The organism is Bordetella petrii (assembly GCF_000067205.1).
Lineage (GTDB): Bacteria > Pseudomonadota > Gammaproteobacteria > Burkholderiales > Burkholderiaceae_B > Bordetella_A > Bordetella_A petrii.
The window spans coordinates 1,635,072-1,653,924 of the sequence record NC_010170.1; the positions used below are offsets into that span (position 1 = coordinate 1,635,072).

Annotated in this window: 20 protein-coding genes and 1 tRNA gene; 11 read left to right on the forward strand and 10 right to left on the reverse strand. The window is 65.8% G+C overall.

The window, feature by feature from the left end:
• Positions 1-9: 9 nt before the first annotated feature.
• Together BPET_RS08030 and BPET_RS08035 are read right to left on the reverse strand one after the other, a co-directional pair.
• On the reverse strand, positions 10-1,569 hold the full coding sequence (locus tag BPET_RS08030; RefSeq protein ID WP_012248507.1) for an ABC transporter substrate-binding protein: 1,560 nt from the start codon (positions 1,567-1,569) through the stop codon (positions 10-12).
• A 40-nt stretch (positions 1,570-1,609) separates the two neighbouring features.
• A complete protein-coding gene (locus BPET_RS08035; RefSeq protein ID WP_012248508.1) occupies positions 1,610-2,896 on the reverse strand; it encodes an amino acid deaminase in 1,287 nt (428 codons plus the stop codon).
• A gap of 185 nt (positions 2,897-3,081) precedes the next feature.
• Here BPET_RS08035 and BPET_RS08040 point away from each other — a divergent pair, with 185 nt between their 5' ends.
• The 3 genes from BPET_RS08040 to BPET_RS27555 all read left to right on the forward strand — a co-directional run bounded on the left by BPET_RS08040 (position 3,082) and on the right by BPET_RS27555 (position 6,282).
• A complete protein-coding gene (locus BPET_RS08040) occupies positions 3,082-4,422 on the forward strand; it encodes a replication-associated recombination protein A (RefSeq protein ID WP_012248509.1) in 1,341 nt (446 codons plus the stop codon).
• A gap of 45 nt (positions 4,423-4,467) precedes the next feature.
• A complete protein-coding gene (gene serS, locus BPET_RS08045; protein WP_012248510.1) occupies positions 4,468-5,814 on the forward strand; it encodes a serine--tRNA ligase in 1,347 nt (448 codons plus the stop codon).
• Between the two features lie 219 nt (positions 5,815-6,033).
• On the forward strand, positions 6,034-6,282 hold the full coding sequence (locus tag BPET_RS27555) for a hypothetical protein (RefSeq protein ID WP_012248511.1): 249 nt from the start codon (positions 6,034-6,036) through the stop codon (positions 6,280-6,282).
• Between the two features lie 190 nt (positions 6,283-6,472).
• Here the strand turns inward: BPET_RS27555 and BPET_RS08055 are convergent, their stop codons facing one another.
• A complete protein-coding gene (locus BPET_RS08055; RefSeq protein WP_012248512.1) occupies positions 6,473-6,784 on the reverse strand; it encodes a virulence factor in 312 nt (103 codons plus the stop codon).
• Between the two features lie 335 nt (positions 6,785-7,119).
• Here BPET_RS08055 and BPET_RS08060 point away from each other — a divergent pair, with 335 nt between their 5' ends.
• Positions 7,120-7,317, forward strand: coding sequence for a hypothetical protein (locus BPET_RS08060; RefSeq protein WP_012248513.1), 198 nt, complete (start codon positions 7,120-7,122; stop codon positions 7,315-7,317).
• A gap of 23 nt (positions 7,318-7,340) precedes the next feature.
• Here the strand turns inward: BPET_RS08060 and BPET_RS08065 are convergent, their stop codons facing one another.
• Complete coding sequence (locus BPET_RS08065; RefSeq protein ID WP_012248514.1) at positions 7,341-8,060, reverse strand: glutathione S-transferase family protein; 720 nt, start codon at positions 8,058-8,060, stop codon at positions 7,341-7,343.
• 129 nt (positions 8,061-8,189) lie between these two features.
• Between BPET_RS08065 and BPET_RS08070 the strand changes: the two genes are divergently transcribed.
• The gene (locus BPET_RS08070; protein WP_012248515.1) at positions 8,190-8,786 is read left to right on the forward strand and encodes a TetR/AcrR family transcriptional regulator; all 597 of its coding nucleotides are present in this window, start codon (positions 8,190-8,192) and stop codon (positions 8,784-8,786) included.
• Positions 8,787-8,832: 46 nt separating this feature from the next.
• Here the strand turns inward: BPET_RS08070 and BPET_RS08075 are convergent, their stop codons facing one another.
• Positions 8,833-9,531: a MarC family NAAT transporter gene (locus BPET_RS08075; RefSeq protein WP_012248516.1), complete on the reverse strand. Its 699-nt coding sequence runs from the start codon at positions 9,529-9,531 to the stop codon at positions 8,833-8,835.
• A gap of 119 nt (positions 9,532-9,650) precedes the next feature.
• Between BPET_RS08075 and chrA the strand changes: the two genes are divergently transcribed.
• Entirely contained in the window at positions 9,651-10,865 is a 1,215-nt protein-coding gene (gene chrA / locus BPET_RS08080) for a chromate efflux transporter (RefSeq protein ID WP_012248517.1), read from the forward strand.
• Positions 10,866-10,879: 14 nt separating this feature from the next.
• On the opposite strand, the gene BPET_RS08085 is transcribed toward chrA, so the two are convergent.
• Entirely contained in the window at positions 10,880-12,271 is a 1,392-nt protein-coding gene (locus tag BPET_RS08085; protein ID WP_041862802.1) for a HAMP domain-containing sensor histidine kinase, read from the reverse strand.
• Positions 12,271-12,978 carry a response regulator transcription factor gene (locus BPET_RS08090; RefSeq protein ID WP_012248519.1) on the reverse strand — a complete coding sequence of 236 codons (708 nt, stop codon included), beginning with the start codon at positions 12,976-12,978 and terminating at the stop codon, positions 12,271-12,273. Before BPET_RS08090 ends, BPET_RS08085 begins: the two co-directional genes overlap by 1 nt.
• Before the next feature lie 145 nt (positions 12,979-13,123).
• Here BPET_RS08090 and BPET_RS08095 point away from each other — a divergent pair, with 145 nt between their 5' ends.
• Positions 13,124-13,576 (forward strand): MarR family winged helix-turn-helix transcriptional regulator, encoded by a 453-nt coding sequence (locus tag BPET_RS08095; RefSeq protein WP_012248520.1) that lies wholly within the window; start codon positions 13,124-13,126, stop codon positions 13,574-13,576.
• Positions 13,577-13,591: 15 nt separating this feature from the next.
• On the opposite strand, the gene BPET_RS08100 is transcribed toward BPET_RS08095, so the two are convergent.
• Entirely contained in the window at positions 13,592-13,966 is a 375-nt protein-coding gene (locus tag BPET_RS08100) for a VOC family protein (protein ID WP_012248521.1), read from the reverse strand.
• A gap of 62 nt (positions 13,967-14,028) precedes the next feature.
• On the reverse strand, positions 14,029-14,724 hold the full coding sequence (locus tag BPET_RS08105) for a helix-turn-helix transcriptional regulator (RefSeq protein WP_012248522.1): 696 nt from the start codon (positions 14,722-14,724) through the stop codon (positions 14,029-14,031).
• A gap of 366 nt (positions 14,725-15,090) precedes the next feature.
• On the opposite strand from BPET_RS08105, the gene BPET_RS08110 reads away from it, so the two are divergent.
• Positions 15,091-15,339, forward strand: a complete 249-nt coding sequence (locus BPET_RS08110; protein ID WP_151208947.1) for a hypothetical protein — start codon at positions 15,091-15,093, stop codon at positions 15,337-15,339.
• A 210-nt stretch (positions 15,340-15,549) separates the two neighbouring features.
• Here BPET_RS08110 and BPET_RS08115 read toward each other — a convergent pair.
• Positions 15,550-15,640 (reverse strand) — tRNA-Ser (locus BPET_RS08115).
• A 299-nt stretch (positions 15,641-15,939) separates the two neighbouring features.
• Between BPET_RS08115 and BPET_RS08120 the strand changes: the two genes are divergently transcribed.
• The 3 genes from BPET_RS08120 to BPET_RS08130 are packed head-to-tail and all read left to right on the forward strand — an operon-like array spanning position 15,940 to position 18,760.
• Positions 15,940-16,722 (forward strand): 3-hydroxybutyrate dehydrogenase, encoded by a 783-nt coding sequence (locus tag BPET_RS08120; protein WP_012248523.1) that lies wholly within the window; start codon positions 15,940-15,942, stop codon positions 16,720-16,722.
• 44 nt (positions 16,723-16,766) lie between these two features.
• Positions 16,767-17,537 (forward strand): peroxide stress protein YaaA, encoded by a 771-nt coding sequence (gene yaaA, locus BPET_RS08125; protein WP_012248524.1) that lies wholly within the window; start codon positions 16,767-16,769, stop codon positions 17,535-17,537.
• 11 nt (positions 17,538-17,548) lie between these two features.
• Complete coding sequence (locus tag BPET_RS08130) at positions 17,549-18,760, forward strand: MFS transporter (protein ID WP_012248525.1); 1,212 nt, start codon at positions 17,549-17,551, stop codon at positions 18,758-18,760.
• The last annotated feature ends 93 nt before the right edge of the window (positions 18,761-18,853 follow it).

The window sequence follows — 18,853 nt, forward strand, 5'->3', positions numbered from 1 at the left end:
GTGGGGGCGCTACTTGGCCGCCTTCCAGGCGTTCCAGAAGTACGGCCACGGCGAGGGCTGCACGCCCTGCAGGGCCGGCGATTTCGCGGCCAGCGAATTGAAGTCGCCCACCTTGATGAAAGGCACTTCGTCGAACACCGCCTGCTGCACGTCGGCCCAGCGCTTGACGCGCTCTTCGGGGTTCGAGGCCTGGTTGAAGGCGTCCAGCGCCTGGTTGCGGCGCGGCGTATCCCACCAGCCCGGCGAATCTTTCGACGGGAAATCGATCAGCGCGGGTTCGGGCAGGAACGGGCTGTGGGTAATGAAAATATCCCACAGGGCCGGGTCTTGCCGGCGTTGTGTCAGCGTGGCCCAGTCCACCACCTGCATGTCGACCTTGAAGCCGGCCGCCTTCAGGTATTCAGCCGCCACCAGCGCCATCTTGTAGTGAAACTCGTATTGTTGGCTGGTCAGGATGCGCAGGGTGCGGTCTTGCACCTGGGCTTCGTCCAGTAGTTTCTTGGCGCCGGCCGCATCGCCCTGGTTGTACACCTTGCCGCCCAGTTGGGTAGCCCACGGGTAGCCTTGCGGGTACAGGTCGGCGTCCAGGGCATAGAAGTCTTTATTGCCGAAGGCCGCGTACAGCATGTCTTCTTCGTTCAGCGCCAGTTGCACGGCGCGCCGCGCGGGCAGGCTCGACATGATGCCTTGCTTCGTGTTGAGCACCAGGCGCGGCCAGCCGAACGGCTTGAGCAGCATCGGGTCCGAACGGCCGTTCTTCAGCTTGGCGATCGATTCGACCGGCAGCGCGTCCACGTAATCGTACTGACCGGCCGCCGCGCTTTCGACGCGCGTATTGGCATTGCTGACCGGCGCGAAGCGGATCTCGTCCAGGTACTGCTTGCGCGCGCCGCCGTAGCCGTCGGGTTCGCCGTCTCGTGCACGGTAGCCGTCGAAGCGCGTCAGCTGGATGTACTGGTCGGGCACGCGCGCCTTCAACTGGTACGGGCCCGTGCCAATGAACTCTTTCAGGGGCGTGGCCAGTTTTTCCCGAGGCATCACCACCGCGGCACTGTTGTTCATGGCCAGCAGCGCGGTCAGCGGCGCATAGGGCTGCTTCAGAACGATACGCACCGTGTGCGCGTCGGGCGCCTCGATGGCGCTGATCAGCTTGGCGGCCTGCTTGCCGCGCGAGGCGGTTTCGGTCCAGCGTTTCAGCGAGGCCACGACGTCGGCGGAATCCATGGCCGAGCCGTCATGGAACGTGATGCCTTGGCGCAGCGCAATGGTATAGGTGAGGCCGTCGTCGCTGACCTGCGGCAGTTTTTCGGCGAGCAGCGGCGTAGCGTTCCACTTGGCGTCGAAGGTGTACAGCGTTTCGAAGATGTGCTGGGTCAATATCCCGACCAGATCGGCCGTGCTCGCCATGGGGTCCAGGGTGGGCGGTTCGCCGATGGTGGCGACCACGATAGTGCCGCCCTTGACGGGCGTGGCGCCCAGCGCCGGGGCCGCCAGGGCGGTCAGGCCGATCGCGCTGACGGCCAGCAGGCCGCGCAGCCCGCCACGGCGCCGCAAGCTACAGAAGTTCATGGGTCTGTCTCCAGTGGGGGTCAACAACACGCCGTGGCGGTCAGAAGCAGGTGGGCGCCACGCCAGTAATCCGGTACTGCTCGTCTATCAGCAACACTTGCCGCCATTTATCGAATGTCAGGCAGGGGTGGGAAATGTCGAATGCGATCATGTCGCCGACCTGGATATCGTCGCCAGCGTCGATGCTCAAGAACGCGTGCTGGTCCATCATGGCGGTCAGTTTCCAGCGCTGCGGCGCGGGCAGGGGCGCCGCGCCGCCGGGCCGGTAGTGCGCGGCCGGCACCGGCAGCCCGGCGTCAAAGGCCGCGTCGCGCTTGCCCAGCGCCACGATGGCGCGGCGCGGTTCCGGCACCGACTGCACATACGCCCATACTTGCAGGGCCGGCTGCAGGCCCGGGTCCAGGCGGCGCGCCACCGGATTGTGCGCGGCGATGCGCTCGGCCGCGCTGCGATAAATGCCCACGTCGTGCGACAGATAACAGCCCGGCCGCAGCACAATATCCAGCGGCATGCCAATATCCAGGCCAGAGAATTCCTCGGCCACCACGTCGAACCAGGCGGAGCCCGCGCCGGATATCAGGGCAGGGCCGTCCTGCCGCAGCCGGCCGTCGGCCGCCAGGCCGCGCAGCGTGCGCACCGCGCGCTGCAGGAACGCGCGGATGCCGTCTTCATCCTGCAGCACGCCTTCGTATACTTCGACCCCCGCCAGGGCCAGCGATCGGGGCCAGCGTTCCAGCTCGGCCAGCAGCGCGCCCAATTGCGCGTCATCGCGCACGCCGGTGCGTCCGCCAGCCACGCCAAGCTCGATCAGCACCGGCAGCCGCAGGCCCTGTCCGGAAAAGTAAGCGCCCAGTTGTGCGGCGTTGGCGGCCGAATCGACCAGGCAGAAATACGTGAAGTCCGGGTCGCGCAGCAACTCGGCCACCATGGCCATGTTGGCCCGGCCGACCAGCTGGTTGGCCATCAGCACCGTGCGTATCCCGTGGCGGTAGGCCGCGCGCGTCTGCGGCGCGGTGGCCAGCGTGATGCCCCAGGCGCCGGCCTGCAGCTGGCGGTGGAACAGGTCCGGGCTCATGGTGGTTTTGCCATGCGGCGCCAGCTTGACCCGATAGGCTTCCATGAAACGCTGCATCCACTGCAGGTTGTGGCGCATGCGCGCTTCGTACAGTACGGCCACCGGCAGGCTGACGTCTTCGCGCAGCAGGTTCCAGTCCAGCGCCGCCGCCTCGGCCGCCGGCCAGCCCGCGGGAAAGACGCCCAGGCCTTTGCCATCGGCATCGAGGGGCATACCGGCGTCGGGGGCAGGGGAGATGACGGGAGTTTTCATGGCGCGATGGTTGTGAAAAAAATTACCTTCAAATGGATCTAATGTGATTATTATGAAAATAATTTACACGCGGCAGTTGGGAGTTTCCCGTATGCCGTCCGCCGGGCAGTCTGGCGGAAGGCCTCCGGCTGCCATGGTGTAATGGCTGTTTTGGCCGCTTTGCGGCCCGCTGTCATTCCGCCGCCATGAGCAACGATCTGTTCGCCGCCGATCCCGCGCACCGGCCCTATGTCCCGCTGGCCGAGCGCCTGCGCCCGCGCACGCTGTCCGAAGTGGTCGGCCAGTCGCACCTGTTGGGCCCCGACAAGCCGCTGCGCGTCGCGTTCGATTCCGGTCGTCCGCATTCCATGATCTTCTGGGGGCCGCCCGGGGTCGGCAAGACTACCCTGGCGCGCTTGATGGCCGATGGCTTCGACGCCCAGTTCATTGCCATTTCGGCCGTGCTGGGCGGTGTCAAAGACATCCGTGACGCCGTGGTCACCGCGCAGGTCGCGCAAGGGCAGGGCCGCCGCACCATCCTGTTCGTGGACGAAGTCCATCGGTTCAACAAGGCTCAGCAGGACGCCTTCCTGCCCTATGTCGAAAGCGGCCTGTTCACTTTTATTGGCGCCACCACCGAAAACCCGTCGTTCGAGGTCAACTCGGCGCTGCTGTCGCGCGCGCGCGTCTATGTGCTGCAATCGCTCAGCGCCGACGAACTGCAGCAACTGATCGACCGCGCCGTGCACGCCCTGAACGAGGGCCGCGAGGCCGGGGCGCAGGTGCGCTTTACCGCCGACGCGCGCGAACAGCTCGCGGCCTGGGCCGATGGCGATGCGCGGCGCCTGATCAGCGCCGTCGAAGTCGTGGCCGAGTCGGCCCAGGCTGCCGGGCGCGACGAGGTCGACGCCGGCTGGCTGGAAACTTCGCTATCGCAGAACCTGCGCCGTTTCGACAAGGGCGGCGATGCGTTCTACGACCAGATCAGCGCGCTGCACAAGGCGGTGCGCGGCTCCGATCCCGACGCCGCGCTGTACTGGCTGGCCCGCATGCTCGACGGCGGGGCCGATCCCAAATACCTGGCGCGCCGGCTGGTGCGCATGGCCATCGAAGACATTGGCCTGGCCGACCCGCGCGCCACCGAACTGGCCATCAACGGCGCCGATATCTACGAACGGCTGGGCTCGCCCGAAGGCGAGTTGGCCCTGGCCCAGGCCGTGGTGTACATGGCCTGCGCGGCCAAGTCCAACGCCGTGTACAACGCCTACAATGCCGCTCGCAAGTTCGCCGCCGAGAACGGCAGCGCGCCGGTGCCCATGCATCTGCGCAATGCGCCCACCAAGCTGATGAAGCAGCTGGGCCATGGCCACGCCTACCGTTACGCCCACGACGAGCCGCACGGCTATGCCGCGGGCGAGCAATATTTCCCCGATGGCGTCAAAGCCACGTTCTACCGGCCGACCGATCGCGGCCTGGAAGCTAAAATCCAGCAAAAGCTGGCGTTCCTGCGCGAACTCGACGCCCAGGAACGCGCCAGGCGGCGTTAAGCGCTATATGGCCGCCGCCTTCCGTCAACCCTTACTCTGTCGCCCATGCTAGATCCGATACTGCTGCGCAAAGACCTGCAAACGGTCGTAAGCCGCCTGAAAACCCGCGGCGTCGACTTCGACACGCAACGATTCAACGAACTGGAAGCGCGCCGCAAGGCCGTCCAGACCGAAACCGAATCGCTGCAGGCGCGCCGCAACGCGCTGGCCAAGCAAATTGGCCAGCTCAAGGCCCAAGGGCAGGATGCCTCGGCGGTGCTGGCCGAATCGCAGGCCATACCGGCCCGCCTGAAGCAGCTCGAAGACGACCTGGCCGTCGTGCAGCAATCGCTGGGCGATCTGCTGATGGCCGTGCCCAACTTGCCGCACGAAAGCGTGCCGGCGGGCGCCTCGGCCGACGACAACGTCGAAGTGCGCCGCTGGCTGCCCGGCCCGCCGGCGGCCGACGGCAATCCGCCGCCGTTGCCTTTCGAGCCCAAAGACCACGTGGCGCTGGGCGAGCCCCTGGGGCTCGACTTCGATACGGCCGCCAAGCTGTCGGGCGCGCGTTTCTCGTTCATGCGCGGCCCGGTGGCGCGCCTGCACCGCGCGCTGGCCCAGTTCATGCTCGACCTGCAAACCGGCCAGCACGGCTACACCGAGTGCTACACGCCGTACATCGTCAACAGTTCCACGCTGTACGGCACCGGCCAACTGCCCAAGTTCAAAGACGATATGTTCTTCGTCACCAAGGGCGGCGAAGACGACGACCCCAAGGTCGACGAACGCGGCAACGCGCTGGCGCGCGAAGACCAATACCTGATCTCCACGTCTGAAATCACGCTGACCAGCGTGGCGCGCGACAGCATTATTCCCGCCGCCAATCTTCCGCTGCGCCTGACCGCGCACACGCCTTGCTTCCGGTCCGAGGCGGGCAGCGGCGGGCGCGACACGCGCGGCATGATCCGCCAGCACCAGTTCGACAAGGTCGAGATGGTGCAGATCGTCCATCCCGAAACGTCGTACCAGGTGCTGGAAGACATGGTGGGCCATGCCGAGCACGTGTTGCAGCTGCTCGAATTGCCGTACCGCGTGGTGCTGCTGTGCACGGGCGACATGGGCTTCGGTTCGGCCAAGACCTACGATCTCGAAGTGTGGCTGCCGGCCCAGAACACCTGGCGCGAGATCTCGTCAGTATCCAACTGCGAAACCTTCCAGGCGCGCCGCATGCAGGCGCGCTTCCGCGCCGCGCAGGGCAAGCCCGACTACGTGCACACGCTCAACGGCTCGGGCCTGGCCGTGGGCCGCGCCCTGGTCGCCGTCCTCGAAAACCACCAGCAGGCCGACGGCAGCATCGCCGTGCCCAAGGTGCTGCAGCCCTACATGGGCGGCCTGACCGTACTGCAACCCTGAGAAAACCCGCCCGCCGAAGCGCCCCGCGCGCTTCGGTCGGCGCGGCACGCACGACCGTCATATTCCTGTCGCGTCAGCCGCTTATGCTGCGCGCTATTCCCCCGCCTTTGATGTCAGCAATTGTACGAACGTAAAAAAGGGCCGCATCTTTGAGGCACAATATGCGCCGATACGCCACAGGCGGTTGTTGTCGTCAATGAATTGGGGAGATAACTCAACATGAGTTCCAGGATGATCGGTGATTTTCGCGTGCGTTGCGATGTCGTTGAAGACGGGACGCAAGGTTTCCAGGTTCGAATCTGGACCCGCCGCATCGGCGGCAACGCACCCGAGAAAAGCTGGACTGTACCGGGCCAGCAGCCGTTCGCAACACGCAGCGAAGCCGAGCAGCGCAGCCTGCAAATCTTCGAAGGCATCAACGGAGTGCGATTCAATGGTGAACCCGAGTTCGCGCATGCGTCCGCATAACGGCTGGTGGCAGGCGCCCGGCGCGCCGCGCCGCCTGCCTGATCCGCCGGCCGTGGTCCGGCGCCCGGCGCGCTGAAAAGACGGCGGATCGCCCTGGCTCACGAGGCCGGCAAGAAAAAAGGCTGCCCAAGGGGCAGCCTGTGGAACCGGGCGGCGCCATGCCGCCCGGGCACCGAAGTGTCAGGGCGCGTCAGTGACCGTGGCGGTGATGAGGGCCGCGGTGGTGTTTCCAATGCTTGTTGTGGTGGTGGCGGTCGCCATGGCGGCCCCCGTAGTAGTACACCGGGGCGGGGTACACGTAGCGCGGGCGATATACCGGCGCGGGTTGGTAGTACACCGGCGGGGGCGGCGCAACGTATACCGGTTGCGGCGCGACATACACCGGCGCGGGAATCACGACGCCCGGAATGCCAATAGCCACGCCGATGTCGACGCGCGCCATGGCGGCGCTCGAGATCAGCAGCCCCGCGGCTCCGATTCCGGCTATGAACCATTTTTTCATGTGCACCTGCCTTGCTGCGCAAGCAGCCGAGTTGATATGACGCCCTTATTGTCGGGTTTTTCCTCCGGCAGAACGTGAGCACGCCTGCTGCAATCGCGACAATCCGCAACATGCCCCGCTCCGTCCCCGCGCCGGGTTATTGCGCCGCAATGCACGGCGCGCGACAGGGCGGCGCGATGGGGTGTAATTGACTGAAATCACCTGTTTTTGGGCGCGGCGTGTGAGCGTCGTTACATTCACACACCAAGCGGCGTGCCCGTGGGGCTTTTGCGCCACATCGTTCGCCAGGCCGGCCACGCAGGCCGGGGCGTGGCGTTTGTCGATATACTTTGGCGATGCAGACCAAAATCCACGATCTCAAGCCGGGCTACTACTGGTACACCATGGCGTCGGACCCGCTGGCCATCATTCATATCCATGATGACGGCGGCGCCACCCTGATGGGCACCGACTACCGCATGGAAGCCCAGGGCGTGGCCCAGATGATCCAGCAGGGCGAACGCTTTTTCTGGATCGAACCCCCTACGCTGTAGCCAGCGCCGCCCCCGGTCCCTGGTCAGGGCCGCGCCCAGTCCGACAGTTCCGGGTAGTTCGACGGAAACAGCGCGCGCTTGGTTTCGTCGTCGTTTACCCGCTTGAACTCATGATTCGTGCCCACCGCGCGGGCACGCGCCGCGGCGGGACGCGCGTCGATGGCCTGGAACCAGCGCTTGATGTTGGGGTAGGCCGCCAGCGGGTCGGCTTCGCCTTTCAGCACGCGCGAGGCGCGATCCAGCCAGCCCCAGCCGGACATATCGGCAATCGAGTATGCATCGCCCACGATGTAATCCCGCCCGGCCAGGTGCGTATCCAGCACCCGATAATGGCGTTCCGCTTCGCGCCGGTAGCGATTACGCGCGTAATCGTTGTCTTCCGGCGCTGCAAACTGAAAATGCACCGCCTGCCCCGAGAATGGTCCCAGGCCCGTGCCCAGGAAGAACAGCCACGACAGCAATTCCGGCCGGTCTGCCGGCGTGCCCATGAAACGGCCGGTTTTTTCAGCCAGGTACAGCAGGATGGCGCTGGAATCGAACACTCGCGCCTCGCGGCCGCCCGGACCTTCGGTATCGACTATCGCCGGCACCTTGCCGTTGGGGTTGATGGCGCGAAACGCTGCCGCGTGCTGCTCGCCCTTGCTGGTATCCACCGGCACCACTTCATAAGCCAGGCCGGTTTCCTCCAGGAACAGCGCGACCTTGGCGGGGTTGGGGGTGGGGTGGAAATAAAAGCGGATCATCGGTAGTCTCCATGCCGGACATTAGGGAACAAGAACAGGGAACAGGCAAAATTCTAGATCAGTTGATCTAGAATAAGGCATGAGTCCCCGGCGCGGCAATATCGCCGGCTATCCAGCAAGGAAAAAAACATGGCCCGACCACGCGAATTCGATGAAACAGCCGTGCTCGACGCGGCAGTGCGCTGCTTCTGGGCGCGCGGCTTCGAAGCGACTTCGGTACGCGAGCTCGCCGAATCCATGGGCATTACTGGCGCCAGTCTGTACAACGCATTCGGCGACAAGCGCTCGCTGTACCGGCGCGCGCTCGACCACTACGTGGAAACCAGCTTCAGCGCCCGCGCCCGGCGCGTCGAATCATTGCCGCCGAGCGAGGCTCTGGCCGCGTTCTTTGCCGACATCGTCGAGCGCTCGCTGGCCGACCGCCAGCGCAAGGGGTGCATGATCATCAATTCGGCGCTGGAAGTGGCGCCGCACGACCCGGAATTCCAGCAAGTCGTCGTCAGTGTGCTGGGCCGCATCGAAGCGTTCTTCCTGCGTTGCGTCACCACTGGCCAGCAGGCGGGCACGATCATCACGACCCAGCCCGCCGACGACCTGGCCCGCCTGCTGCTCAGCGTGTTGATGGGGGTGCGCGTCATGGCGCGCGCCCGGCCCGAGCGCGCGCTGCTCGAAGGCATGGTGCGGCCGGCATTGGCGCTGCTGGCGGCCCCGGCCCCGGCTGCGTGACTGGCCGGCAATTTGCCTGCGCCGCCAACCGCGCCCGTGGCCAGGCTCAGCCCGGCATGGTCTTGCCCATTAACTCGAAAATGCCATCGATGCAGAACTGCACTCCCATGCAGATCAGCAGGAATCCCATGATGCGCGAAACCGCGTCTATGCCCGATTCGCCCAGCACGTGCACCACCCGTTCGGCGCTGCGCAGGCATATCCAGAACAGCAGCGCCAGCAATATCGCCACGGAAACCACCGCCAGGTGGTGAATCGGCTGCAGCCCGCCGTGGCTGTGCAGCGCCGAGGCGCTGCTGATGATCAGCGCGATGGTGCCGGGCCCCGCCGTGCCGGGCAACGCCAGCGGAATAAAAGCGATGTCGCGTGGTTTCGGGCGCTGCGGGCCGTGGGGCGTGGCCACGTGCACGGTGGGCTCGTCGGGCGCCATGTCGAGCTGCACCGAGGCTTCCGTCTGGCTGGGAAACAACATGCCGAAGCCGATATACCCTACGATCAGGCCGCCGGCAATGCGCAGGCCAGGAATCGATATGCCAAAGCCCGACATGATGGCGTTGCCGGCGTAAAAGCACACCAGGATGATGGCCGCCACGTAGATCGCCGCGCGGTCGATCTGGTGGTTGCGCTCTTGCGGGGTATAGCCGCGGCTCAGGGCCAGCAGCAAGGTGGTGCTGGTCAGCGGATTGGCCACGGGCAGCAGCGCCACCAGGCCCAGTCCGACATACTTCAGATATTCGAGCAGCACGCGAACTCCTCATGAAATGCCGGCGATTCAGGGCATCGTAGCATCCGGCTGGCGCGGCGCCGCGCGATGGCCGTAATATCGCGTCGGTTAGCATCGTGGCGAACTCACAAAGCACCTGCATGCACATGGCCGATTCCACAACGCGCGATGCGCACCCCTGGACGATCTTCCTGGTCTTCCTGCGCCTGGGCCTGACGTCGTTCGGCGGGCCGGTTGCCCACCTGGGCTATTTCCATGCCGAATTCGTGGCGCGGCGGCGCTGGCTCAGCGAACACGCCTATGCCGACCTGGTGGCGCTGTGCCAGTTCCTGCCCGGCCCCGCCAGCAGCCAGGTGGGCATGGCGCTGGGGCTGTCGCGCGGCGGCTACCTGGGCGCGCTGGCTGCCTGGGCCGGCTTTACGCTGCCTTCGGCCGCGTTGCTGGTGCTGTTCGCGCTGGGAATATCGCACTTCGGCCAGGCACTGGCGCCGGGCGTGCTGCATGGCCTGAAAGTCGTCGCGGTGGCGGTGGTCGCGCAAGCCGTCTGGAATATGGCGCGCAGCCTGTGCGCCGACGCGCGGCGCGCCGGCATCATGGTGGCCGCCGCGTGTGCCGCCAGCCTGCTGCCCTATGCCTGGACGCAGATCGGCATCCTGGCGGCGGCCGCTGTGGCCGGCCGCCTGTGGCTGGCGTCGTCCGGCCCGGCCGTGCACCAGGCGCTGCCCATGCCTGTCGGGCGCCGCGCCGGCGGTGCCTGGCTGCTGCTCTTCGCGGCGTTGCTGGCGGGCCTGCCGCTGGCGGCGGCCATGTTCCCCAGCCATGCCCTGGCGCTGGTCGACGCCTTTTATCGCGCCGGCTCGCTGGTGTTCGGCGGCGGCCATGTCGTACTGCCGTTGCTGCAGGCCGAGGTCGTGCCGCCGGGATGGGTCGACAACGATGTATTCCTGGCCGGCTACGGCGCGGCCCAGGCGGTTCCAGGCCCGCTGTTCACCTTCGCTGCTTTCCTGGGCGCTTCGCTGCGGGGCGAGCCGTCTGGCTGGCTGGGCGGCATGCTGTGCCTGGCGGCGATCTTCCTGCCTTCGTTCCTGCTGGTGGCGGGGGCGCTGCCGTTCTGGGACGGCCTGCGGCGCGGGCCGGGCGCGCGCTCGGTGCTGGCCGGCGTCAATGCCGCCGTGGTGGGCTTGCTGGCGGCCGCCTTGTACCAACCTGTCTGGACCAGCGCCATCCTGCAGCCGGCCGACTTCGCCCTGGCCTTGCTGGCGCTGGTTGCGCTGACGATCTGGAAGCTGCCCCCCTGGCTGGTGGTGGCGGGTTGCGCGGTGCTGGGCGCCGTGCTGGCTGTCTGGGCGGTGTAGCGGACGCGCGCCCGCTATGCCGCTGGCAGGGCCGGGTCGCGGGGAAAGTGCAGGCGCACGCACAGCCCGGGCTCGGCATTGCTCAGCTCCAGGCGGCCTCCATGCAGCCGGGCGATAGCCATCACGGTGGCCAGTCCCAGGCCGTAGCCTGGCACATGGCGATGGGCGCGGTAAAAGCGTTCGCCGATACGGTCCATTTTCGCGGCCGGTATGCCGGGGCCATTGTCGGCCACGGTCAGGCGGGTTTCCCGGTCGGTTTGCACGGTTTCAATGCGAATGCGCGCCGCGTCGCCGGCATATTTCAAGGCGTTGTCCACCAGCGTGGCGATGGCGCCGGCCAGCAGATCGGGATCGCCCACCATGGGCGCCGCGCCGCTGCAGTCGAACGTCAGCACCGCCTGCCGGTCTTCCGCCACGGCCTCGTACAGTTCGGCCACGTCGCGCGCGATGACGTCCAGCCGCAGCGGCTCGAAATGCTTGCGCCGCGTGCCCGATTCCAGCTCGGCGATCTGCAGCAGTTTTTCCGATACCTTGACCAGGTCTTCAAGTTCGGCCTGCAGGCTGTCCACCCGCGCGCGGATGTCAGTGCGCGAACCGTGGGCCCAGTCGATCGTGCGCAGTTGCACCAGCATGCGCGTCAGGGGCGTGCGCAACTGGTGCGCCACGGCGTCCGACACATTGCGCACGCCATGCATCAGCAATTCAATACGGTCCAGCATGCGGTTGATGTCGCTCGACAGCAGCGCGAATTCATCTTGCCGGGGGTGCGCCGGAATACGCTGCCCCAGCTCGCCAGCGCCGATCTGCGCCGCCGTGCGCCGGATGACCTCGACGCGGCGCTGCAGCACCCGCCTGAACAGCACGGCGCCCAGCAGCACCAGCAACGCAATGACGCCAGTGGCGGCGAGGCTGACTTTCTTGATCAGGTCGGTAAGATCGTAAAGGTCGCGCAGGTCGTGGCCGATGATCAGCGTGGAGCCATCCCGCAGCTTGCGCGCCACCAGATAGCCATGCACGGGTTGCCCGCGTAATTGCACCGAGCGCATCACGCCGCTGCCGTTCAGCGGCGCATCGGAAGGGTCCCAGGCGATATTGCCCGCCAGCATGCGGCCGGCAGGGTCCAGCAGCATGAACATTTCCGTGTCGGTGTTGACGTGGTCGGCCATTTCCAGCGATATCTCGCGGGCCAGCCCCGCCAGTCCGCCCTGCTCGAAGTGGGCGTTCATGCGCTGCGACGTGATCTGCACCTGGCGCGAGAACTGCGATTCCAGGATCTTCACGCTTTGGTAATACACGAAGAACAGCGACAGCAGCGACGTCAACAGGGCCAGGATGCTGTAGTTGAGCGTCAGGCGAAACGCCACCGAACTCCAGATGGCGCGCAGCCAGCGGGCCAGGCGCTTCATCACGGGCGCGCCTGCCCGCCCGCGTCGGCCTGCGCCGACAGGCGGTAGCCCACGCCGCGCACGGTGTGGATCAGCGGCGCTTCGCCCGGGCCGTCGATCTTCTGGCGCAGCCGGCTGATGTGCACGTCGATCACGTTGGTCTGCGGGTCGTAGTGATAGCCCCACACTGTGGCCAGCAGCATGGTGCGCGTCAGCACCTGGCCGGCATTGTTCATCATGTAGGCCAGCAGCTTGTATTCGCGCGGCTGCAGCGTAATGGCACGGCCGCCCCGCGCGACCTGGCCGCTGACCAGGTCCAGCGACAGGTCGGCCACGGTCAGTTGGCGGCGTTCGTAACCGGACGATGAACGCCGGATCAGCGCCTCGACACGCGCGGCAAGCTCGGGAAAGGCAAACGGCTTGGTCAAGTAGTCGTCGCCGCCCGCCTTCAGGCCGCGCACGCGCTCGTCCAGCGCGGTCAGCGCGCTGAGCACCAGCACCGGCGTCTTGCGGCCCAGCGCGCGCAGCGACCACAAAATCGACAGTCCGTCGACGTCGTTGGGCAGCATGCGATCCAGAATGATGGCATCCCAGTGCTCGGTGGTGGCCCGCTGCAGCGCAGTCGGCCCGTCCATGGTGATGACGGGGTCGTAGCCTAGTTCTTTGAGCCCGTTGGCGATATAACGGGCGTTGTCGGCATCGTCTTCGACGATCAGGCAGCGCCACATGATTATCTCCTGCAAGGCCTGGCCTACAGCGGCAAATTCTAGCCCAGCCCGGGGCCGCACCCCCGGCAACCCAGGCAGCATTACCAATAATTAATCATTCCGTAATGCCACCAGGCGGCGGCGCGTGCGTACCATCGGCAGGGTAATGAATGCACTGACGCTATCTTCTTCACAGGCCCGTAACCAGGGCCGTGCGCTGCAGCCGGCCGATTTCGCCGTGCTGGCGGACTTTCGCCACGAACTACGCCGCTTCGCCCTGCACGGCGAGGCTCAGGCGCAGGCCCGCGGCCTGGCGCCGCAGCAGCACCAGGCCCTGCTGGCCATCAAGGCCAGCAGCGACCCGCTGACCGTTACCGAACTGGCCGGCCGGCTGTGCATCAAATCCCACAGCGCGGCCGAACTGGTCAGCCGGCTGGTGCAAATGGGCATGGTGGCGCGCCGGGCCGATCCCGACGACGGCCGGCGCGCGCTGCTGCACCTGACGCCGCACGCCGAAAGCACCCTGGACGCGTTATCCACCGCCCACCTGGAACAGCTGCAAGGCATCCGCCCCTTGTTGATGGGCCTGTTGCAGAAGATTGGCCCCGAAGGCGGGTAGGGCGCCAGGCGCGCCCTACGCGGCGCCGTTCACCGTATAGACCCGCAGCCGGTGCCCGTCGGGGTCGGCCGCGACGAAGCTTCGGCCGAAATCCAGATCGGTAGGGGGTTGCACGATGGTGGCGCCCTTGGCCTGCCAGTCGGCGTGCAGCGCATCAACCAGCGCCGGCGCCTCGACCCTGAAACCCAGGTCGCTGCCGCCGCCGGCGGCGGTGGGCGGAGGCTCGGCGCCCGCCTTGCCCCACAGGCCCAGCGCCAGCCCGGTCGGCAGAATGAACAGGGCAAAGGTGGGGCTGGATTCCATCGGCTGCTGGTCGAGCAGTTGCGCATAAAAGCGTGCGCTGGCCGGCGCATCGGCCACATAAAGCAGAATACTGTTGCTGGCGATCATGGCGGGTCTCCGTGTGTAGGAACCTGCACTCTATTCGCACATGCTGCCAATTTTTGGCAGTATCAAACCTCCCGTTCGGGAATGCCTTGTGTTTCGCGCCAGTGCTTCAGCAATGCCTGGCGCCGGCGCGGGTAGCGGTCTTGCAGCGTTTCGGCCTGCGAGATCCGGTCGGTGCGGAAATGGCGGAAGTCGTGCCGCAGTTCGCACCAACCCACCAGCACGCGCACGTGGTCAAAGAAGGCCAGCGCGAACGGCCAGATGACCCGTTGCGATACTTCGCCGGCCGCGTCCCGGTAGATCATCGACAGACGGCGCTCGGTGCGTATCGCCGCGCGCAAGACCGACAAGTCGACACGCTCGGGCGGCGTTTGTTCGCCAGGGCCCACCAGCAATGCCGCCGTATCCAGCTCGACCCGCAGGTCGGCCGGCAGCACGGCGGCAATGCGCGCCAGCGCGCTAATGGCCGCGTCGCGCAATTGGTGGTCGGCCCGTTCGGCAACCCAGCGCGAGCCCAACACCAGCGCTTCGAGTTCTTCGGGCGGAAACATCAGCGGCGGCAACAGGAATCCGGGTTTCAGCACGTAGCCCACGCCCGGCTCGCCCTCGATCATGGCGCCCTGGGCCTGCAGGCTGGCGATATCCCGGTACAGCGTACGAATACTCACCCCGGTTTCCTGCGCCAGCACCTTGCCGCTGACCGGCCGGCGATGGCGGCGCAGCGCTTGCAGAAGCTCGAAGAGGCGTTCAGAACGGGACATAACCCGACAGTGTAGTCATGTCCCGGTTGCCAGGCTCAGCTAGCCATGAATACCGGCGGCCCACCCCACAGGTGCCAATCAGAACAATCGTCTGTTTTTTCAGAATTTTCCTCAGCTGTGGATGAGCGCACCCGGATAACCTCCGGAAATCGAGGCTCGATCACCCGATCCGTTCAGAAACGAGAGGTACACATACAGCAGAGAACTTAAGCACTGAGAAAACCGAAACACTGAGATTCCGCATCGAATCACCCAACGAAGTCACGAGTGTTCAGCTGCCGATTATTACGCCACACACGGCCTTGTAATTGCTGGATGCTCACACTTGTTTTGATACAGCAAATGAACAAATTCCTTGAAAAACACATGAACGAATCCACCGAAAAGCGCGTGAGCCGATATTGGCTGTTCTGGAAGCGCGGATGGTGGGCATGGCTGTATATGCTGTGCGCAAATCTGGTGAGTGTCGTTTTGTCTTTTCCTTTGGCCTGGGTATTCAGGAACAACGTGCCTCTCTATATCCTGTCTCTCCTGGCAGTGGTATTGGGCGCATCGATTCCGATTATCGGATGGCTTTTCGAACGCTTTGCAGTCAAATCGCCTCGTCTTCTGTAGGCGAGATTTTCGTTGATGCCGCCATTCATGGTTGGTCCGGGCGGCCTGTAGCAAGGCGCGCGTTGTGCCGGCCGTTGGCTGTGTCGGCCGGGGCAGTACCGTACCTGACGACAGCGAAACGGCCAGCCTGCGCCAGGCAACAAAAAAACCCGCAACGCCTAAGCTGATGCGGGTTTTCTGTATTTGGCTGAATGCCTGTGTACTGCCAACTGGCGGAGAGGGTGGGATTCGAACCCACGGTACGGGGTTACCGTACGCCTGATTTCGAGTCAGGTACATTCGACCACTCTGCCACCTCTCCGGTGTCCGTTTTCCGTGCCTGATGTTGCCACCCGGCGGGACGCTGCCTGCGGCGCCAGGCGCCGTGGTCGTCTGGCAGACGTCCGGACCTTCGCTTCACGAAAAAGCGAAGAGCGAGACTATATCAGAAAAAATCCTTCCGTGCCTAGGCCTGCGGGGCCATCGCCCAGCGGGCCGCCATTGCCCTGGCCATGCCCCCGTCCGGGGTGGGGCCTAGCCCGATGGCGAACGGGCTGGCGGCTACACTTGGGGCCGGCCTTTCATCACGGGTTCGGCCCGGATCCAGACAGGAGAATTCGCATGCTCAAAGGAAAAGTCGCCATCGTCACCGGTTCCACCAGCGGCATCGGGCTGGGTATCGCCACCGCCTTTGCGCAGCAGGGCGCCGATATCGTCCTGAACGGGTTCGGCGATGCGGCCGAGATCGAGAAACTGCGCGCCGGGCTGGCCAGCCAGCATGGCGTGAAAGTGCTGTACGACGGGGCCGACCTGTCGCGCGGCGAGGCTGTGCGTCAGTTGGTGGCCAACACCGTGCAGTCGCTCGGCCGCGTCGACATCCTGGTGAACAACGCCGGCATCCAGCACACCGCGCTGATCGAGGATTTTCCGGTCGAGAAATGGGACGCCATCCTGGCGCTGAACCTGTCGGCCGTCTTTCACGGCACCGCCGCCGCGCTGCCGCACATGAAAAAGCAGGGCTGGGGGCGCATCATCAACATCGCCTCGGCGCACGGGCTGGTGGGCTCGGCCAACAAGTCGGCCTACGTGGCCGCCAAGCACGGCGTGGTGGGCCTGACCAAAGTCACCGCCCTGGAAACCGCCGGCAGCGGCATTACCGCCAACGCCATCTGCCCGGGCTGGGTGCGCACCGGGCTGGTCGAAAAACAGATTACCGCGCTGGCCGAGAAAGACCACGTAGACCAGGACGCCGCCGCCCGCAAACTGCTTAGCGAAAAGCAGCCGTCGCTGCAGTTTGTCACGCCCGAGCAACTGGGTGGCACGGCGGTCTATCTGGCTTCGGACGCCGCCGCGCAGGTTACCGGCACTAGCATCTCGGTGGATGGCGGCTGGACGGCCCGCTAAGCGCGCTTTTCACTGTCAAGAAAAATACCAAGGAACCCCGGAACATGCTGTTCTTGCTTTCTCCCGCCAAGAAACTGGATTACGACACGCCGGTCCATGTCGAGCACCACACGCAGCCGCTGTTCGTCGAGCAATCGGCCGCGCTGATCAAGGTGCTGAAGACCCTCTCGGCCGATGACGTGGCCGCGCTGATGAGCCTGAGCCCGGCCCTGGCCGAGCTCAACGTGGCGCGCTATGCCGCCTGGTCGCGCAAGTTCACCCAGCACAACGCCCGCCAGGCCGTGCTGGCCTTCAACGGCGATGTGTACGAAGGCCTGCAGGCCGGCTCGCTGTCGCCGGCCCGGCTCGACTGGGCGCAAGAGCACGTAGCGATTCTCAGCGGCCTGTACGGGGTGTTGCGCCCGCTCGACCTCATGCAGCCCTACCGCCTGGAAATGGGCACGCGCCTGGCCACGCCCAAGGGCAAGAACCTGTACGAGTTCTGGGGCAGCACTATCGCCGACTACCTGAATGAACGCCTGGCCGGGCAGAAGACGCCCATTGTGGTGAACCTGGCCTCGGAAGAGTATTTCAAGTCGGTAGACCTGAAAGTACTGAAGGCGCGCGTCGTGCAGTGCGTGTTCCAGGACTGGAAGAACGGCGCGTGGAAGGTCATCAGCTTCCATGCCAAGCGGGCGCGCGGCCTGATGGCGCGCTATGCCATCGAGCACAAGGTCGCGAAGCCCGAAGGCCTGCAGAAGTTCGACAGCGAGGGCTATGCCTTCGACGCGTCGGCGTCCAGCGCCGACAAACTGGTGTTCCGGCGCAAAGCATAAAGCGGTCGTCCATGTCCGCCGGATTGCGCGTCTTCCTGTTTTTTTCGCTGGGCTATCTGGTTTCGTACCTGTTCCGGGGCGTCAACATCGGCTTCGGGCCGTACCTGACTCAAGAGCTGAACCTGTCGGCGGCCGACCTGGGTAGCCTGACCAGCCTGTATTTTCTGGGCTTCGCGCTAATGCAGCTGCCCGCGGGGCTGTTCCTGGATACCTGGGGGCCCCGGCGCGTCAATGCGCTGATGCTGCTGCTGGCGGCGGCGGGCACCCTGGTGTATGGGCTGTCGGATTCGCTGCCCGGCCTGATGGCGGGCCGCCTGCTTATCGGCGCGGGCGTGTGTGTTTGCCTCGGAGCAGCGTTCCAGGCGCTGGCGCAGACGTTTCCGCTGGCGCGCCTGCCCATGGTCAACGGCCTGGTCATGGCGGTGGGCGGGCTGGGCGGCGTGCTGGTGGGTTCGCCGCTGTCGTGGCTGCTGGAGCGCAGTTCATGGCAGTCGGTCAGCATCGGGCTGGCGTTTTTCACGCTGACCGTCGCGGCGCTGATCTGGTTCGGCGCGCCGCGCGAAGGCGCGCGTCACCGCAGTACGCCCACGCTGGCTGAGCAATGGCGCGGCACCTGCGCGTTGCTGCGCGACGCCCGCTACTGGCGGCTGGTGTCGCTGCCCGTCATGACGGGCGGGGCTTTTTATGGCGTGCAGTCGCTGTGGGTGCGCCCCTACCTTATCGAGGTCAACGGCCTGGACGCCGCGCATGCCGCGGGCCTGGTGTCGCTGCTGGGCTTTGCCATGATGGGCGGCAACGTGGGCCTGGGCGCCATGGCCCGCCGCATGGAGCGCATGGGCCTGGGGTTGTACGGGTTCGGCGGCGCCTGCATGGTGCTGTTCCTGCTGACGCAGGCGCTGATCATGATGCGCGCGCCCATTCCGCCCGCGCTGCTGTGGATCTGCTACGGCGCGTTCGGCTCGGCCAACATTCTGGTCTACGCGCTGCTGGCGGGGGAGTTCCCGCCGGAACTGCTGGGCCGGGTCGCCTCGACTACCAACCTGCTGATGTTCCTGACCATCTTCCTGTGCCAGGTGGGCATGGGCTGGATCGTCGACCTGTGGCCGCGCCAGGGCGGGGTGTACCCGCCTGCCGCGCACCTGGCGGCCTGGGGCGTGGTGCTGGCGCTGCAGGCGGGCTCGGCCATCTGGTATTTCTGGCCGGGACGCCGGCGCGCCACGTGATGTTTCCAGGTGCACGGCTCCTGCCAGGTGTCCGACCCCCGCAGGACACTGTACCCCTGAGATACCCCTCGCGCACAGCAGGGTCAGGCACCT